The sequence below is a fragment of the Donghicola sp. XS_ASV15 genome (assembly GCF_041224595.1).
Lineage (GTDB): Bacteria > Pseudomonadota > Alphaproteobacteria > Rhodobacterales > Rhodobacteraceae > Donghicola.
This window is the reverse complement of the sequence record NZ_JBGFGN010000133.1, coordinates 1-15,801: the sequence shown is the minus strand read 5'-3', so window position 1 is coordinate 15,801 and position 15,801 is coordinate 1. Positions and strand designations below refer to the sequence as shown.

The window sequence follows — 15,801 nt, the reverse complement described above, 5'->3', positions numbered from 1 at the left end:
AACCTCACAGAATTGGCCTGACGGCCAATGCGCCTTGGACCGGGCTTGCTATATGAGGGCCGCACGCTCCAAGGCGCTCGCCCCAAACTGGCCGACTTTTGCTCCGCCACAATGGCCGAATTTTACTCCGCCGTTGACAGGGTCACGCAGTTGTTTATGCAGGCGCACCAGCGCATCACGGGAAAACCTAAGCAGGCTGATGTCGGCAAAGACCTGTTGCAATGCAGGAAAGAGCTTCAGGCTCGCCATCCCAAACAACCCCAGAAGCGGCATGATGTCCGCCAACGCAGAGGAACCAGACGCAAATCCGATCAACAGAAGAGAAACAAAACCTCCATAAATCACGGCCTCCAGAGCAAATTTCGGGATCTGACCAAGGACAATGGCACTTGTGTGGGCTTGGGCCATACCCTTTGCTGGCCTGCGGAATGCGTCGACTGCCCTCTGCTCCTGACCCGTCGCCTTCAGTTCTTTGATCGCGCCACCGATTTCGCCGACTTGATGAAAGCGTTCTTTGTTAAAGGCGACCCGCTTTGCCCCTGCCCGTTGCAATGGGTGACGCAAAATCAGAAGCACCGCTCCATAGACTGCGACCAGCAAACCAGTCGCCGCAGCTGCGACAATCGGATTGGCCAGAAAGAGGAGCGTTACGATTAACAGACTCACCGAAATATTGGTGAGCAACATAATGGCTGGCAAGATCGCCTGCTGAACCACCAAATCCACTTCGGACAAGAGGGACTGGCTAAGGTCTGAACCCTTTTGCTGCAGATGCCAAATATACGGACGGCGCAGATGCCGTTGCAAAAGCCGCCGCGAAATCGCGCGTCCGCGCATCATGGCGAACCGTGTTTGTGCATAAGTTCCGACAGCGCGCAGGCCCATCCCACTCAAAAGCAGCAAAAGCACACCGGCGCCGATAAGTGCGGTGAACCTCTCGGGCTCCGTAATTCCCGTCCAGTCAGAGAGACGTGGAAATATTGCGCCACGCCCCATAGCATCGGGATCGCCAGCCAGCGCGAGAAACGGAAAAATCGCTGCGACGCCTGACATTTCGGCGACCGCCATTCCGATGGACAAACCAATAAGCGACAGGAATCGCCTACGTTCATGCGCATCGAGCAGCCCCCAGATCAGGCGATAATACTCAAACATCTTACTTTTAACCTGCGATCGGCGGAATGCGTGTGACGCCGGAAATCGAAACAATACTTGCAGTTTAGGCTTGAAAATCCGCGTGGTCCAAGCAATTGTTTCGAGTGCAAGAATGATCTGTCCTATTCTGCCAAAGATATAATTCGGATGGGTGCGCCCGATTTGACCTGGCGCATAGCAACCGCGAAAGGTGGCAGAACAACGCGAAGCGCGCCTTCTTCACTTAGGTGGTCGTCATCCGCATACAGCAGCGGCATATGCGTCAGAAGCAAATTGATCTGTTCAGGTTTGGCGTCGAAAAGTGGCTGGAAATATGCTCCATGTTTGGATGCAATTTGCCTGAGAATAACCTCTGCTTTGCCGAGCCGCGACGATGGATCATCAGGCAACTCGAGCGTTCTCAGGTCGAGTCCAAGGCGCGTGCGGGCAAAATATGCTCTGGGAAGATCCAGGCCCATTTCAGGAACAGGGCCCAAGATTAGCACCTCTTTTCCCATCATTCTCAGGTGCGATACCGTTGCCGCGAAAGCCTGAGACATTTCGACGGGCGCTCCCACTGTCGAAACAAATCTCTGCCGCCCTCCGGCCTCTCCAACAGATCTTTCTCCGCTAAAGACCAGCGGCCAGCGGGCAGCCAAGACAACCTTTTGTATCTCCGAATGCTCTCGTAGGAATGCTATGACGGCGGAATTGGCCGCCGCACAGCCATGCGTCAAAGCACGGTCTGCTCTATTGACGCCAATGACCGGCGGGCAACCTGATCGCGCTGCTGCGACAGCCGCTGTCCCATGCGCAGTTGTCCAAGCCTGAAATGCTGGCAGAGCCGCACCTGCGTGGGAGTCGCCCCAAACCAGAAGACTTGGCGCGCCAGTTTGGCGCCCAAGTCTGCAGGGGCCCTCTGCAAGAGCGCGATCCATACAAGCTTGGTGAATGTGCGGGCGTTCTGTCGCCGCCGAATAGACCGAGAAAGCCGCCGAGTTCATGCGCTGGGGTAGCCCAGCACCCAGAATAACGACTGCAGAGAGGCCACCAAGAGCGACAAGTCCGCCGCTCAAGACGCCATATGTTTTCATCGCAGACGTTTTCGAACGCATGGGCTGCTCGACGAGAGCATATGTCAATGCGGCCAGCAAGAATGACAGGATGATCGATGCCGCACCCAAAGACAGTGGAAGATGATAGACCCCTGAAACCAGCCGGAATGCGACCTGAACGGGCCAGTGCCACAAATACAAACTATAGGAAAGCAGGCCGATATAAACGAACGATCGGCTGGCCAGTAGCCCCGACACCACGTTGGCTTGTTGTCCGCCGTAGATCACCAGCATCGCGCCAGCGACTGGCAACAGTGCGTTGACACCAGGGGTCGGCACGGTGCTGTCGTACGTTATCACCGATAGAACAATCATCACGAGACCGCTCGAAACCACTGCAGCGGCCCATCTGCGGGTCGGAGAATAATTCGGCGCGGCTGCAATCAACGCGCCTCCGCCAAACTCCCACACTCTCGTCGGCATGAGGTAGAACGAAGCTGTGGGATGTTCGAAGGTCGCAAAGATCGAGAATGCTGCTGCAATGATGGTGGCGCTGGCGATCAGTCTAAACCGCCATTTGGCTGGAAAGCGGGCAACGGCAATCAAAAACGCTGGGAAAACGAGGTAAAATTGCTCTTCCACCGCCAGTGACCAAGTATGCAACAGAGGCGTGATTTCGGCAGCTGCACCAAAATAGTCACCCGTGTTTTGCCATAGCCAAATGTTCGACCAAAGCGTGAGCACGGATAGCGATGATCGACCAAATGCTTCGAAGTCTGCGGGCGGCATTAGAACCCAACAGAGGCACGACGTCGCTGCGATCACAAAAAACAGCGCTGGCAAAAGCCTACGAACGCGCCGCAGATAGAAGTCCGAAAGAGAAAACGTCCCGTTATCTAACTGGGTGAGTATGACCGCGGTGATCAGGTAGCCCGAGATCACGAAAAACACGTCCACACCAACAAAGCCACCAGAAAATCCAGTGATCCCGGCGTGCCCGAACACAACAGGTAGGACCGCAATCGCGCGCAGACCATCAATATCGTGGCGATGAGAGAAAGACATATGCACAGTCTCCGGCCAAAGGGTATGGTCGGAGACTGATGAATCTTGCTTAAGATTTACCTAAGATAAAAGCGGCAAACCAATCACGCCGCATCCATGTGAAGGTGTACCTTGCGGCGTCAGAACCACTTCACCTGTCGCATTTATTCTCTGACTCGAGAAAGAGGTTGCATAGACGTTTCCTGCACCAGAAACCACCGTTTCTCCGCCGCCGTCGAACACAACCTCACCAGCCGTATCGACGCCGTAGGCCAATAAGACCATCTCACCGTTTTCTGCGCCAGCGAGCGTCAAGGCGCCTGTACCAACAGAAACTTGAGGCACGCCCACATTTTTGCCTCGGACACGCCAGACAGAAATGGCACCGCCCAATGGCTGCTTTTCCCAAGAAATTTCGGCAGGCAAAAGCGGCGAAGCCGGCGTATCGGTCAGAGTTACAGTTGCTGCGGACAGCGCGAGACGCGTCGTGACCTCATGAACCGAGGTGTGCAAAATAGACGCGCTGGCGCCATCGACCTCCATGTTTTCGAAATATGCATTTCCGCTCGAGCGATGAGCCGCCGCCAGGAAAACCAAGCGATCACCGGCCTGTAAATCATAGGCCGCAATATCAAAATTGTTCCAATTCGGGATGCCTGCACTCTGCCAAACCAAGGCGACATCGGGCAGAGAAACCGGTCCAGAAAGCGAAGAGAGCGCCTCGAGATCCATCTGCCCCAAAGCCTCCTGCCCCGCGCGATCGAAGTGGAGGCCATCGCCAGTATCAGACAGGCTATCGTAAAGAGCCGGGTTTTGATCACGTGAACATGCAACGCCAGGTACCTGCTCTGGCAGGCCTCGGATTTGCCCTCGGATCCGAGAGAAGTCCGCAGATTGCGTCGCACTAAATTGGCCAGGTTCGCCCCAAACGAAGGGGATATCCTGATCATACCGAGTGCGAAGCCGTGCAATCATTTCTATCGCGTTCCACTGATAACAGGCATTCTGCTGACCCGCGTCCCGCTCGCCGTTCTGCATCACACCCGCGACAATTTCAGCATCCGGTATTTGGCCAAGAAGGGCATCAAGCAGTCTTACAGTCTCGTTGTAGAGAATGCCGCTGCCATCCGCATACCATTCGTCCTTGAAACCAGTGCCACCGCGGGCAGCTGGCAAAACATACAGCAGACGGTCCGGATTCTGAGCACACCAAAGACCTGCGAAAACCCTGATAGCGTGACCTGGCCCGCTATCAAAATCTGTGGTCGCGCCCGGTACGCTTGGAAGCCAGTTCAGGTTTTTGGTCGGAAGGACAACCTCCTCGGATACCGGATCAAAGATCCGTACCGAATCCGGCCAAACCGCCGTGGCATCCGCGCCGGACCTGTCGACCATATTGGATTGCCCAAGCGCCAATATCACCGCAGGCCCGCTTGGGGGCCGAATAGGCCGAGGGGTTAAAACACTTGCTCCCACTGAAATTTGCATGCCGCACCTCTGTCAGGCCCCGAAGGGCAAAATCATCGGACAGACATTTGACAGCCAAGGTTAACAGGAGTGAAAGACTGCGGTCGCTAGGGCCCGATCCCCAGACTTTGACGGACCATCCAGAACGCCCGCAAGCTGCGCAATCGCAACAAAGTGAGGACGGTCGACGCCTTTTCCGACCGTGCAAGCTGAGCCGAGTGCAAAACGCATGGTATATGTGCAAGGCCGGATCCGAGAACTGCGATGGCGCGCACAGCCCACCGCGCAGAAGCGTGCTTTTTCAAGCGTTGCTCCGCCCATGCCTCTTTGGTGAGTCTCATCCACTTGCGTCGAAGAGCGGGCCAATCCCCTCGAGAGGGATGCGCAACGCGCAGCGTTGGTTCAAACACGATATGAGCGCCTCGTCTCACAGCGCGGCGACACCATTCTTTGTCTTCTGGCACGCCGTCCACAAAAGGCCCCGCGCGATAGAAAACATCCCGGCGAGTGAGCATATTCGCAGTGACGGCAAAGCCCTGTTGCTGCACGTAGGCTCTACAATCGAAAGCAAAAACGGCCTCAAACCCCTGCGCACCGCTGCGCGGAGCTTCGGTCTCGTCAAATAGCTGAACGTCGCCACCTACAATATCGGCACGTACACAATTCGCCCGCGCACAAGAAAGCCAGTCCTCAGCCGGAACACAATCGGCATCCAAGAACCACAAATGCGGCGCTGGCGTTTCTGCCACCCCACGATTCCGCGCGTTCGCAGCACCTTTCTTGGGCTCAACGACGATTCGCAAACCACTGAAATCACCAAAGCCCGAGAGATCGGGAGTTGACCCGTTATCGACCACAATCACTTCGACATCGCCGGGCACACCCCCGCGCCACAGCGCTTCCAAACACCGACGCAGGCGCGAATGATCATTGTAGTGCGGTATGATGACTGCAGCATAGGGCGCACTAGTAGTAGTCATGGTAGGAGCCGGTGTACTCGTCCGTGTAATTGCACTTGTTCAGCACAATTCCTGCAACATTGGTGAGGTCAGCAACTTGCCGCTCCAGAATGTCGATCTGCTTGAGCGGCGTTTTCTCTGCCTCAACCACGATCAAGGCCGCATCAACCCAGCGCAGGAACCCATGGGCATCGTCGGCCACCATCATCGGGGGCATATCAAAAAGAACAACGTCCGAGGAATATCTGCTCTCAATATCGGAAATAAGCTCTTCAGTACGCTTGCTTTGCAAAAGCTCTGCGGGCTGGCTCACCGGCAAGTCATTCATCGCAAAAGCCATATTCATCCCAAGTCGGCGCATGTGCGCATCCAGCGGCACCTCTCCGCGGATCACCTGCCCCATGTTGGTCTGTAGGTGCTGCCCCAATAAACGCGCCATAGATGGACGCCTCAGATCGAAGTCGATGCACACACCGCGAATGTCCTTTTGGCGTGCAAAGGACAATGCCAGGTTCGCCACCGTTGTTGATTTCCCTGCATCTGCGTTGGCCGACAGAATTGCGATACGTTTCCAACCTTGTTCACGCACCATACGCAGCAATTTCGTGCGCAAAAGATCAAACGGAGCCGCGTCTGCCCCGCCTTTATAGGCAAAAAGGCGATGAAGCTGCCAAACATCCATGCAGTGCTCCATTTCTGGCAGCCCCTGCCAAACGTCGTCGATCAAAGATGCCCTGCGCCGAGAGGATGGCAGCGGCGCACGACGGGCACTACGGTTTCTGCTCGTATCAAAAGGGGTCGCCTCGCGCTGAGCGCGTGCTTTCTGCAATGCGGCCTGAAGTCGTTCCATGACGTTTCCCTCACCCTCTAAGATGCAGTTTGTCCATCACCCGCTCAGCGATCAGATCGAGAGGCAGATAATAGACATGAAGGTAGTAAATCGTGGTCGGAATCACTGTGATCACGATCAGCACCGCCGCCGAGAACGACATCCGGCGGATCAGTTTTTGTCGGCGCGTCCGCATGTAGGGGATCGTCGCGATTGGTGTGACACCGAGTTTGCGCACTAGATCAGCCGGGCGGCGCACTGTCCTGTTCAGCATTTCCAATGCAGCGATGAGTCCGAGACCTGCAATGATCCCGAACAATGTTCCCCCACCAGCGATCAACGGGCGATTCGGCTTCGTTGGCGCGGACGGAGCGGTCGGTTGTTCAACGACCGTAATCCGGCGACCCCGCGACAGAGCTTCGATCCGCTCGCCTGTCGATGCCCGCGCCAAGCGATCGACCGCTTGGTTATATTGCTCTTGGATGTTCTGATGGTCGCGCTCCAATGCATCCAGTGCAATGGCGTTCGCCGGTGTCAGCGAAATGCTTTCGGTCAGTGTCGCGATCTGAGCCGAGAGCTGCGACTTCTGATCATTTAGAAACTCAAGCCGCGTCTCGACCTCTTCCATTTGCAAAGTGAACATTGCGCGCGCGGGGTCTTGTTCTTCTTCACCTTGATTGTTTGCGCCAACGGCGCTCACCGCCTTCTGGGCCTGCGCGACTTGTGCTTGCAACGCCAGAACGCGTGGATGATTCTCAGAGTAAATCGACATGAGGCTCCCAAGCTCTGTCTCGAGCGAGCGCAAACGCTCTTCTTCAGGGGTCTGCGCGCCACCGGTTTCAACCCGGCCGGTGGAGTTGAAAACCTGCACCAAGCGCTCTTTTTGCTCTGTCAGGCGCGTCATTTCATGGTCGATCTGGAGCATACGATCTTGCAAGTTCAATAGAACAGTGCGCCGATACTCGAGGCTTTCGGGCAAAGCCTCAGCGTTTTCGTTTTTGAAATTAAGGATCTTTGCACTTTGGACGCTCAATTCCGTCCCCAGTCGTGTAACCTCTTGATCAAAGAACTCTTGTGTCTGCCCAGCACGTGTCGTCCGATATTGAGCATCTTCACGAAGCAGGAGCGTCAGATACTCGTTCAGAACGCCTGCAGCCTTCTGCGGGTTCGTTGCTTCGAAGCTGATGTTCATCAGCGTCGCTTCCTGGCGTCCCGCTGAAATCCGGATATTTGTGCGCGCGCGCATGGCATCTACGATTTGATCCGGTGACATTTCCGCGACGTCATCTGGCACCTGAAGCCGGCGCGAGATTTCCAACAGGTTGGCTCGGGTCAGCAATCGCGTCTCAAAGATTTGCAGCTGCTCCTGAGGAGACGTCTGTACCGTTGATTCCGCCAGATCTCCGGGGATCTGCGAGCTTTCGACCAAGAGACGCACCTGGCTGACATAGGCCGGCGGCAGGCTCACCGCAGTCAGGATCGCAAGGGTTGAGATGCCCCCCGCAACAATGAGAAACCAAGGCAACCGCCTTAGGAAGATCGCAAGTAAATATCTGACTTCTTGCATCACGCTTGTTGCTCCTTTTGAGCCCCACCCAAAAGTTGCGCTCCGAAAAAGACGCCGTCCTCAAGCACCGCACCCACGGTCTCTACCGACACAACATCTTCATCATCTGTCCATGCATACATCATAGACAAATCACATAACTGGTTGATCATTCGTGGAATTCCACCAGTGTTCTGATAGATTACGTCAACTGCCTCGGGCGCGAATTCACGCCCTGTGCCCCCAGCGACCTGAAGCCGGTGCCGCATATATTCATGAACCGCCACTCGGTCCATCTCCCCCAGGTGGAAGCTCGCGGCGACACGTTGCGCAAGTTGCCGGAGCTCCGGCCGAAGAATCTGGTCATGCAATTCCGGCTGCCCCACCAAGACGAGTTGAAAGACCTCGTCCTTGTTCGAATTGACGTTGGTCAACATCCGCAGCTCTTCTAGCGCGTCGCCTGAGAGGTTCTGGGCTTCGTCGATAATCAGAATGACACGTCGGCCATGGGCATATTCGCCGACCAAGAAATCCACAAACTGCTGATAGAGCTCAACATATTCGGGGTTTCCTTCGGGTATCTGAAGGTCAAACGCATTCATGATCCAGCGGATCAAGTCCCCTCGGCCGCCAGACGCGCTCGAAATGAGACCAACGGTCAAATCCTCTTCCAAACGATTCAACAGTTGCCGCAGCAAGGTAGTCTTGCCTGACCCAATCTCACCAGTCACCAGCGTGATTGGCGCTTTTGACAGCAGCCCGATTTCTAGAACCGAGTACGCCCGTCGATGACCGGAAGACCAGAACAAAAACTCGGGGTCCGGCAACAAGGTGAAGGGTCGCTGCTTTAACCCGAAATGAGCGGAATACATAGCTCCAGAGGACATACACAAAAACCTTTTTGAAAAATCGGCTAACATAGCGCCTCACCCGGAGCTGCCCAAAATCCGGCCGCGAGTGTCCAGTCCCGAGGATATCCACTGACAAAATGGTCTTGCGAAAAGCAAGTTTCACAGCACTTCAAAAGCGCGAAAACAATCAGGGGTGGACTGAGGGGAGGCATCAGAACAATAGCCCGAGAAACAAGAAAATTACTGATACAGTCATGCGGGAAACTTACATTTAATGCAACAACTCAAATAAGTATCAATTTCATATAGTCTCCATGTGATAGTGACAATCTTAGGGAATATTCTCTACAAATAGTTAAACACTTCACTAGACAACCCTACTGAACCTTAGACTACGGCTGGTCCAGAGCCAGCCACGCCCCAAGGCCTGAATACCCATCATCTTGTTTTTTATGACTATTAAGCAACCAAGCATCTGCAATTTTCCGCTGATACCACAACGATTTCATTAATTTTCTTGAAATTCCCTCGGTTACGTCAGAGGGTGAAGTAGCGACGAAAGTCGTAAATACAATTTTTATATATTTTCGGTTACCAGTTAACCATATTTGCACGTTTGCCGGCCTGAATTGGGCTGGCTTTGTATCGGTTATTTAATCGGACAAGCCCTTCGCTGGTCCTATTGTTTGTTAATGAGTTCGGGCGTCATGATCTTTTCTGACAGTTTCGCAACCACGCAGCATCAACCCGTCGCCTACGCCAATGATGTCTCTCCCGGATATCTGCGGCCGGATCAAACCTACGCGCTTTACTACAAGCGAAGCTTTGATATCTGGATGACCATCACGCTGTTGCTTCTGGCTGCGCCTTTTCTGCTACCTATCTCGCTTGTATTGGTCGTGCTGATTGCTGCCGACGGGTACAACCCGATCTATACCCAGCAGCGGATCGGCCGACACGGCCGCATATTCCGCATGTATAAATTCCGTACGATGGTGCATGACGCGGATGCGCGCCTTGATGCATATCTAGAACAGAACCCCGAAGCGCGCACAGAGTGGGAAACCCATCAAAAACTGCGCAAGGATCCCCGCATCACCCTTGTGGGACGCTTTCTGCGCAAAACATCGCTCGATGAGCTTCCTCAATTACTAAACGTCCTGCGCGGCGAGATGAGCCTTGTTGGTCCCCGCCCCATGATGCTCGAGCAATCCACGTTTTACCCCGGTCGGGGCTATTTCCTGACCCGGCCCGGCCTCACAGGCCCTTGGCAGGTGTCTGATCGTCACGACACAAGCTTTGCGGGACGCGCGGGCTATGACGATGACTACCTTCGAAATCTGAGTTTGCGAGCAGATCTCATGATTCTACTCCGCACCATTCTCGTTGTGATCAAGGGCACGGGCGTCTGAGCCCACCCAACTTTCAGGACTATTTCAAGTGACCAGACTTTTTTTCGTAATTGCCCTTACCTTGTCTTTAGCCGCATGTGACTCTTCTGAAGAGCGTGCGGAGGGGCACTTCCAAAATGCTCTCGCGCTTCTTGACGATGGCGATACGGATCGAGCTCTGATCGAACTGCGCAATGTCCTGAAACTGAACACCGCTCACCTGACAGGACGCCGCCTCTATGCCGATTTGGTGACAGAACAGGGACGGCTGGCAGAAGGGCTCTCGCAATACATGCGGTTGGCGGAGCAGGCTCCAGATGACGCGGAGACCAGTCTGATCATTGCTCGGATGTTGATGAAAACCAGCTATGCAGACGCGAAACCCTACGCAGACAAGGCTGTAAAAGGTCTACCTACCTCGTCAGAGGCTAAGGCACTGCAGGCTGCTGCGACTTACTATACAGCGACAAAGGCCAAAGACAGCGCGCAGGCACAATCTGCGGCCACACAGGCAAAAGAAGTGCTGTCCCAAGACCCAACGCAACAGCCGGCGCGCCAAGTGGGAATGGCCGAATTGATTAAAGAACAGCGGTGGACGGCTCTCTTAGAGCAAGCCGATATCGCTCTTGGGTTCGATCCAGCGAGTTTACCAATGTACCGTGCAAAACTCATGGCGCTGGAACGGATTGGCGACCTGACTGGCGTCGAAAGCACGCTCCGGAAAATGACAAAAGTCTTTCCAGAGGAGCGCGGCCTCGGCATAAAATTAGTGAACTGGTATACCCGCCAAGGCCGCACAGACGACGCCGAAGCATGGCTGCGACAGCAGATCGGCAATGACGCCAGCGACCGGGAACTGCTTCTTGCATATATTAGGCAAACAAGAGGCGACACTGCCGCGTTAGAAGAGCTCGACAGAGCCTTCGCAGCGGAGCCGCTCCCTGCGGATCTCGCTGAAAGCCCCCTCTCTTTTGACGCGCTCCGCGCGGCTCTAAGGTACGAGCTCGGTGACAAAGAGCGCGCAATCGCAGACCTGAAAGCAATGCTCAAAGACGCCGAAAGCTCTGAGAGTATAGACCGCGTTCGCATGGCTCTGGCGTCGATTCTTGCCGAAGAAGGATACCGTGCCGACGCCGAAATCTTGGTAAATGAGACGCTAGCGCATGATCCCGCACAAACAGATGCGCTTCGCCTTCAAGGGGCGTGGATGATCAGCGATGATCAGACCGGCGATGCAATCTTGGTACTTCGCAAAGCACTGGACCAAGAGCCGGATAATGCGATGGTTCTCGCAACTCTGGCGCGGGCTTACGAGCGCGAAGGCAGCAGCGATTTGATGTCTGATGTGCTCATGCGCGCTGTCGAGGCGGCTCAGTACGATGGTACCCTGTCGTTGCGGATGATCAGCGTGCTTCGAGAGCAAGAACAGTTTGCAGCCGCCGAAGAACTCACGATCGAAGCTCTGCGGCGCCAGAATACAGACATCCGCCTTCTTGGCACTCTCGCCGAAATACATATGAGCATGGAAGACTGGGGACGCGTCACTCAGGACATTCAGCGCCTGCGTGCGCTGGGGAGTGAAGAGTCCGTCGCTCTTGCCAACGAACTCGAAGGAAAACACCTCGCGCTGCGCCGAAAAACCGAGGAACTCAAGAGCTTCGTCGAGACCCAGCTCAAAGAGGATAGTTCCGGGACGGCGATGGTTGTTAGAGGATTGATTCTGAATGGACAAATGGCCGAGGCTGCGGAATATGCCCGCTCGGCCCATACAAAGTCCCCAGAAGATCCGGTTGCAAAATTTCTTTATGCGATGACTTTGGGGCACACAGGCGAAGACGCAAAGGCGATCAAACTATTCCAAGAACTGGTCGCCGCTGACCCGTTGCTGCGCGATAGCTGGATGGCGATTTATAACTTGCAGCAGCGCGCAGGCCAGATGGACGACGCCCTCGCGACACTCGACCAAGCACAAGAGCATTTGCAAGGTGACCCAGGCCTTCAATGGATCAGAGCGAGCCACGTGCAGGCTTTGGGTGATTTTGATCAGGCGATCGCCATCTATGAAGAGCTGTACGCGCAAGATAGCGAGCAGGATTTAATTGCCAACAACCTTGCCAGCTTGTTATCGACAGTGCGCTCTGACGAAGACAGCCTGAGCCGTGCCTACATTATCGCCCGTCGGCTGCAGGGTTCGGACGTTCCGGCGTTTCGGGATACGTATGGCTGGATAGCTTTGCAGCGCGGCGAAGTAGAAACCGCGCTCGACCATCTTGAGCCGGCCGCAACTGCACTGAGCGAAGACCCGAGCGTGCAATACCACCTTGGCATGGCCTATTTGGCAAATGGACAAGAGTCGCTGGCACATACCACATTGCTCAATGCCTCCGATTTATTGGTCCAGCATCAGGACGCGCTGCCCGCTCTACGCGTTTCGATCAACGAGGCGCTCGCAATGCTGGCAGAACCTGTACCCGCAGCTGTGATCGATTAATGCTCCAGTAGGACTTGTTTGCGAAAAATTAGCTCAATGCTCCCATGAATCGTTCCTATGAAAGCTGGAATGACATATCATGGCGGCGCTTTCGTATTATTTGCAGCGATAGCCACCCCGATCAGCATTACGCTGCGCACTGGGTCGGCATCGTATTTGACGAGGAATTGAAATGAGCTTTGCCCAAAGCGCGCGCACCAGCTTTCTATTTGCGCTTCTAACATTTGTCCTGAGCATTTTCGTGGCTTGGAACCCTGCGCAGGCGGACAACTATAAAATCAAAGTTGGCGATACTCTCCAGATCGAAGTCCTTGAGGACACAAACCTGAGCCGACCTGTTTTGGTGCTTCCGGACGGGAATATTAACTTTCCCTTCGCCGGCACTATTCGCGCTGCGGGCCAATCCGTGGGTGCGGTTCAATCCTCGATCGTCTCCAAACTCTCGCCAAACTTTAATGTCGTCCCAAACGTCTTTGTGAGCGTTGCATCGCTCGCGCCCCCGCGCCCTGTTAGCGCACCCATCGTGCGCACCTATGGCGTTTATGCTATGGGAGAGATCAATACCCCCGGCCGCTTGGACATAGACACCAAGGAAAACGTAACGATCCTGCAAGCGATCGCGACGGCAGGTGGTTTCACGCGCTTCGCTGCAACACGCCGTATCGAATTGCGCCGCGTCGATCCGAAAACCGGACAGGAATCGCGGTATATTTTCGACTACAAGGGTGGGCGAGGTATCTCTGGTGCAACACCTCTCCGGGAAGGAGATGTAATTGTGGTTCCCGAACGCAGACTTTTCGAATAATGTAGCTTCAAACCCGCAAAATAGCGGGAGTCCCTGAAAATCAGGGGTTTTGAGGCAGCATAGCAGTGTCATCTTTGGGCGGCACCTGCGTTAAGGAAAGTTCAGGCGATGAGGTCCAGTCAGCGGCTCTATCAAGTCATTTCGTTTTCGGCGATTGCCTTTTCGGGTGTCTCCGCCCTCGCCCAAGACGACGGCAAACGGGGAAACGAGGTGCGGCTCGGGATTTCTTCAGAATTGCGGAACGAGAGCAATGCCGCAATGGAGCGTCCGGCCGAAGGTGACACAAATCGCTTCGCCACCACGCTCAGCCTCGGGGTCAGCCGGCGTACTGCGATAGAGCAACTCGACTTAGACACGTCTGCCGCACTGACCTTTGCCGACGAGCCAGATCAGACGATCAAGGACATCACCGATCCGAATTTCCGGATGTTCTATGAACGTCAAGGTGCGCGCAGCGCGGTCCGGGCGGTCACCCGCCTGAATGAACAGGATGTAAGCTCCGTGTCTTCGATCTACGACCCTGAGACCGGAGAAGTCACAATCGTACCGGACGAGGGCCAGCGCCGCGTGGCCAACCAATCCATCACGTTGGAAATGCTCAAGGATACCCCGATCGAACTCGACATTCAGGCAGACCGCGGGGCCGTCACCTATCTCGGCACGCAGTCGCCATCTTACTACGACAGCACCACGTCAGGAGGCACCGTCGCAACCCGCGTGCGCCTGTCACCTGTTGCGACAATGAACGCGACGCTTGCCTACAAATATCACGAGGCGGACAACCTCCCGAACACCGAGCGTGAAACCCGCAGCGGCCAAGCGGGCGTCACCTATAGCATTGACCCCACCAGCACGTTGAATGTCGCCACCGGCTACACAGAAGTCGAAACCGTTGCTGCCGGCCTTCAGGACATCGAAGAAGGAGCGACCTTCTCTTTCGGCTACCAAAAGGACCTTCTCCGCGGATCAGCAGGTGTGGGATTTGATCGCGAGGTTGCAGCCACGGGCGCACGCGATGCGCTGACATTCTCTCGCACGTTAGAGATGCCAAATGCAGCCCTTGCTGGAGAACTTGGGGTCAGCCAGAACGATGAGGGCACCTCCACTTGGGTCGGTGAAATGGCATATAGCCGCGAGTTCAAACGCGGGACCTTTGGCATGAATGTAATGCGCAATGTCACCGCGAGTGACACCGGGGGCGATCGAGTTGTGTCGACCCTTGGCTCGAATTGGACGCATGATATCAATAGCTTGTCCCAAATTTCGCTCAGTGGAAACTATGGTGAAGTCGACTACCTGAGCGGCACAACGCCAACCAGTTGGCAAGCGGACGTGTCGCTGGACTACGATCACATGTTGACGCGTGACTGGACGCTCACCACCGGCGTCGGCCAGCGCCGCAACATGCAAGAAGGTCTGGATGATGCAATTTCCAATCGCGTCTACCTACGTCTGAGCCGGGACTACAGCTTCGGTCAGTAAAAAGCTTCAGCGCGATTAACCCGAAATTAGGAACAATATCGCTCCCTTGGGGATGATTGGCTCCGGTTTCGTTAGGCAGTTTGACCTTGCTCTGATAAGGTCGAACCTGTTTTTTGACGAGTATTTTTCGGGTAGATACGATGGTTTTTTCATCGACGGATGGGCGTACTTCGTCCGCTGGTAAGGCAGGTTTTACAACAGGTTTTGTCCTGTACGTGCTGCTGGCGCCTGGCTCTCTTCCGGTTTTTTGGCTGGGGTTTGTCGACCTTCTCGATGCATGGGGTCGTCCTGAATACAGCCATGGCCCACTGATCCCACTGATTTCGCTATATCTTTTCCTACGGGAAATGCGCAGCCTACCCGCTGCGCCGCGGGCAGCCCATGGACGCGCTATTGGCGTCGCGCTGGTCATCTTTTCTCTCAGTGTCGCGATGCTCGGGAACGTCGCGCGGATACCTGATATTGTCACCTACGGCTTTATCTTGTGGCTCGGCGGTCTGGTCATCGTGCAGTTCGGGTGGGCCAGAGGACGACTGCACATGCTGCCGGTCTTTCACCTGATTTTCATGCTGCCCCTGCCACAATTCGTCTATTGGAACCTAACCACTGTCAACGGCGGAGTAAAATTCGGCCATTGTGGCGGAGCAAAAGTCGGCCAGTTTGGGGCGAGCGCCTTGGAGCGTGCGGCCCTCATATAGCAAGCCCGGTCCAAGGCGCATTGGCCGTCAGGCCAATTCTGTGAGGTTC

Annotated in this window: 12 protein-coding genes; 5 read left to right on the top strand and 7 right to left on the bottom strand. The window is 55.1% G+C overall.

All coding sequences use genetic code 11. The features are described 5' to 3' along the window. Nucleotides 1–48: 48 nt before the first annotated feature. The 7 genes from AB9K37_RS10740 to AB9K37_RS10710 all read right to left on the bottom strand — a co-directional run bounded on the left by AB9K37_RS10740 (nucleotide 49) and on the right by AB9K37_RS10710 (nucleotide 8,954). Nucleotides 49–1,209, bottom strand: a complete 1,161-nt coding sequence (locus AB9K37_RS10740) for an ABC transporter transmembrane domain-containing protein (RefSeq protein WP_369838291.1) — start codon at nucleotides 1,207–1,209, stop codon at nucleotides 49–51. A gap of 68 nt (nucleotides 1,210–1,277) precedes the next feature. Then, the gene (locus tag AB9K37_RS10735; RefSeq protein WP_369838289.1) at nucleotides 1,278–3,254 is read right to left on the bottom strand and encodes an acyltransferase family protein; all 1,977 of its coding nucleotides are present in this window, start codon (nucleotides 3,252–3,254) and stop codon (nucleotides 1,278–1,280) included. Between the two features lie 60 nt (nucleotides 3,255–3,314). Continuing rightward, nucleotides 3,315–4,721 carry a sialate O-acetylesterase gene (locus AB9K37_RS10730; protein ID WP_369838287.1) on the bottom strand — a complete coding sequence of 469 codons (1,407 nt, stop codon included), beginning with the start codon at nucleotides 4,719–4,721 and terminating at the stop codon, nucleotides 3,315–3,317. Nucleotides 4,722–4,807: 86 nt separating this feature from the next. After that, nucleotides 4,808–5,680, bottom strand: a complete 873-nt coding sequence (locus tag AB9K37_RS10725; RefSeq protein ID WP_369838285.1) for a glycosyltransferase family 2 protein — start codon at nucleotides 5,678–5,680, stop codon at nucleotides 4,808–4,810. Further along, nucleotides 5,667–6,509, bottom strand: coding sequence for a CpsD/CapB family tyrosine-protein kinase (locus AB9K37_RS10720; RefSeq protein WP_369838283.1), 843 nt, complete (start codon nucleotides 6,507–6,509; stop codon nucleotides 5,667–5,669). Before AB9K37_RS10720 ends, AB9K37_RS10725 begins: the two co-directional genes overlap by 14 nt. Before the next feature lie 10 nt (nucleotides 6,510–6,519). Further along, nucleotides 6,520–8,055 carry a GumC family protein gene (locus AB9K37_RS10715; RefSeq protein WP_369838280.1) on the bottom strand — a complete coding sequence of 512 codons (1,536 nt, stop codon included), beginning with the start codon at nucleotides 8,053–8,055 and terminating at the stop codon, nucleotides 6,520–6,522. Continuing rightward, nucleotides 8,055–8,954, bottom strand: a complete 900-nt coding sequence (locus AB9K37_RS10710) for an ExeA family protein (protein WP_369838278.1) — start codon at nucleotides 8,952–8,954, stop codon at nucleotides 8,055–8,057. The genes AB9K37_RS10715 and AB9K37_RS10710 overlap by 1 nt, the downstream gene beginning before the upstream one ends. Nucleotides 8,955–9,592: 638 nt before the next feature. Between AB9K37_RS10710 and AB9K37_RS10705 the strand changes: the two genes are divergently transcribed. The 5 genes from AB9K37_RS10705 to AB9K37_RS10685 all read left to right on the top strand — a co-directional run bounded on the left by AB9K37_RS10705 (nucleotide 9,593) and on the right by AB9K37_RS10685 (nucleotide 15,752). Continuing rightward, complete coding sequence (locus tag AB9K37_RS10705) at nucleotides 9,593–10,297, top strand: sugar transferase (RefSeq protein WP_369838276.1); 705 nt, start codon at nucleotides 9,593–9,595, stop codon at nucleotides 10,295–10,297. A gap of 28 nt (nucleotides 10,298–10,325) precedes the next feature. Continuing rightward, nucleotides 10,326–12,767 (top strand): tetratricopeptide repeat protein, encoded by a 2,442-nt coding sequence (locus AB9K37_RS10700; RefSeq protein ID WP_369838274.1) that lies wholly within the window; start codon nucleotides 10,326–10,328, stop codon nucleotides 12,765–12,767. Between the two features lie 172 nt (nucleotides 12,768–12,939). After that, nucleotides 12,940–13,572 (top strand): polysaccharide biosynthesis/export family protein, encoded by a 633-nt coding sequence (locus AB9K37_RS10695; RefSeq protein ID WP_369838272.1) that lies wholly within the window; start codon nucleotides 12,940–12,942, stop codon nucleotides 13,570–13,572. 108 nt (nucleotides 13,573–13,680) lie between these two features. Further along, nucleotides 13,681–15,054: a hypothetical protein gene (locus tag AB9K37_RS10690; protein WP_369838270.1), complete on the top strand. Its 1,374-nt coding sequence runs from the start codon at nucleotides 13,681–13,683 to the stop codon at nucleotides 15,052–15,054. A gap of 140 nt (nucleotides 15,055–15,194) precedes the next feature. After that, nucleotides 15,195–15,752, top strand: coding sequence for an archaeosortase/exosortase family protein (locus AB9K37_RS10685; RefSeq protein WP_369838293.1), 558 nt, complete (start codon nucleotides 15,195–15,197; stop codon nucleotides 15,750–15,752). The last annotated feature ends 49 nt before the right edge of the window (nucleotides 15,753–15,801 follow it).

What these genes read in the sequence shown, in the direction of transcription:
- AB9K37_RS10710 (WP_369838278.1), bottom strand. Translation starts at nt 8,954, where the DNA reads ATGTTAGCCGATTTTTCAAAAAGGTTTTTGTGTATGTCCTCTGGAGCT.
- AB9K37_RS10715 (WP_369838280.1), bottom strand. Translation starts at nt 8,055, where the DNA reads ATGCAAGAAGTCAGATATTTACTTGCGATCTTCCTAAGGCGGTTGCCT.
- AB9K37_RS10725 (WP_369838285.1), bottom strand. Translation starts at nt 5,680, where the DNA reads ATGACTACTACTAGTGCGCCCTATGCTGCAGTCATCATACCGCACTAC.
- AB9K37_RS10685 (WP_369838293.1), top strand. Translation starts at nt 15,195, where the DNA reads ATGGTTTTTTCATCGACGGATGGGCGTACTTCGTCCGCTGGTAAGGCA.
- AB9K37_RS10735 (WP_369838289.1), bottom strand. Translation starts at nt 3,254, where the DNA reads ATGTCTTTCTCTCATCGCCACGATATTGATGGTCTGCGCGCGATTGCG.
- AB9K37_RS10695 (WP_369838272.1), top strand. Translation starts at nt 12,940, where the DNA reads ATGAGCTTTGCCCAAAGCGCGCGCACCAGCTTTCTATTTGCGCTTCTA.
- AB9K37_RS10705 (WP_369838276.1), top strand. Translation starts at nt 9,593, where the DNA reads ATGATCTTTTCTGACAGTTTCGCAACCACGCAGCATCAACCCGTCGCC.
- AB9K37_RS10730 (WP_369838287.1), bottom strand. Translation starts at nt 4,721, where the DNA reads ATGCAAATTTCAGTGGGAGCAAGTGTTTTAACCCCTCGGCCTATTCGG.
- AB9K37_RS10720 (WP_369838283.1), bottom strand. Translation starts at nt 6,509, where the DNA reads ATGGAACGACTTCAGGCCGCATTGCAGAAAGCACGCGCTCAGCGCGAG.
- AB9K37_RS10690 (WP_369838270.1), top strand. Translation starts at nt 13,681, where the DNA reads ATGAGGTCCAGTCAGCGGCTCTATCAAGTCATTTCGTTTTCGGCGATT.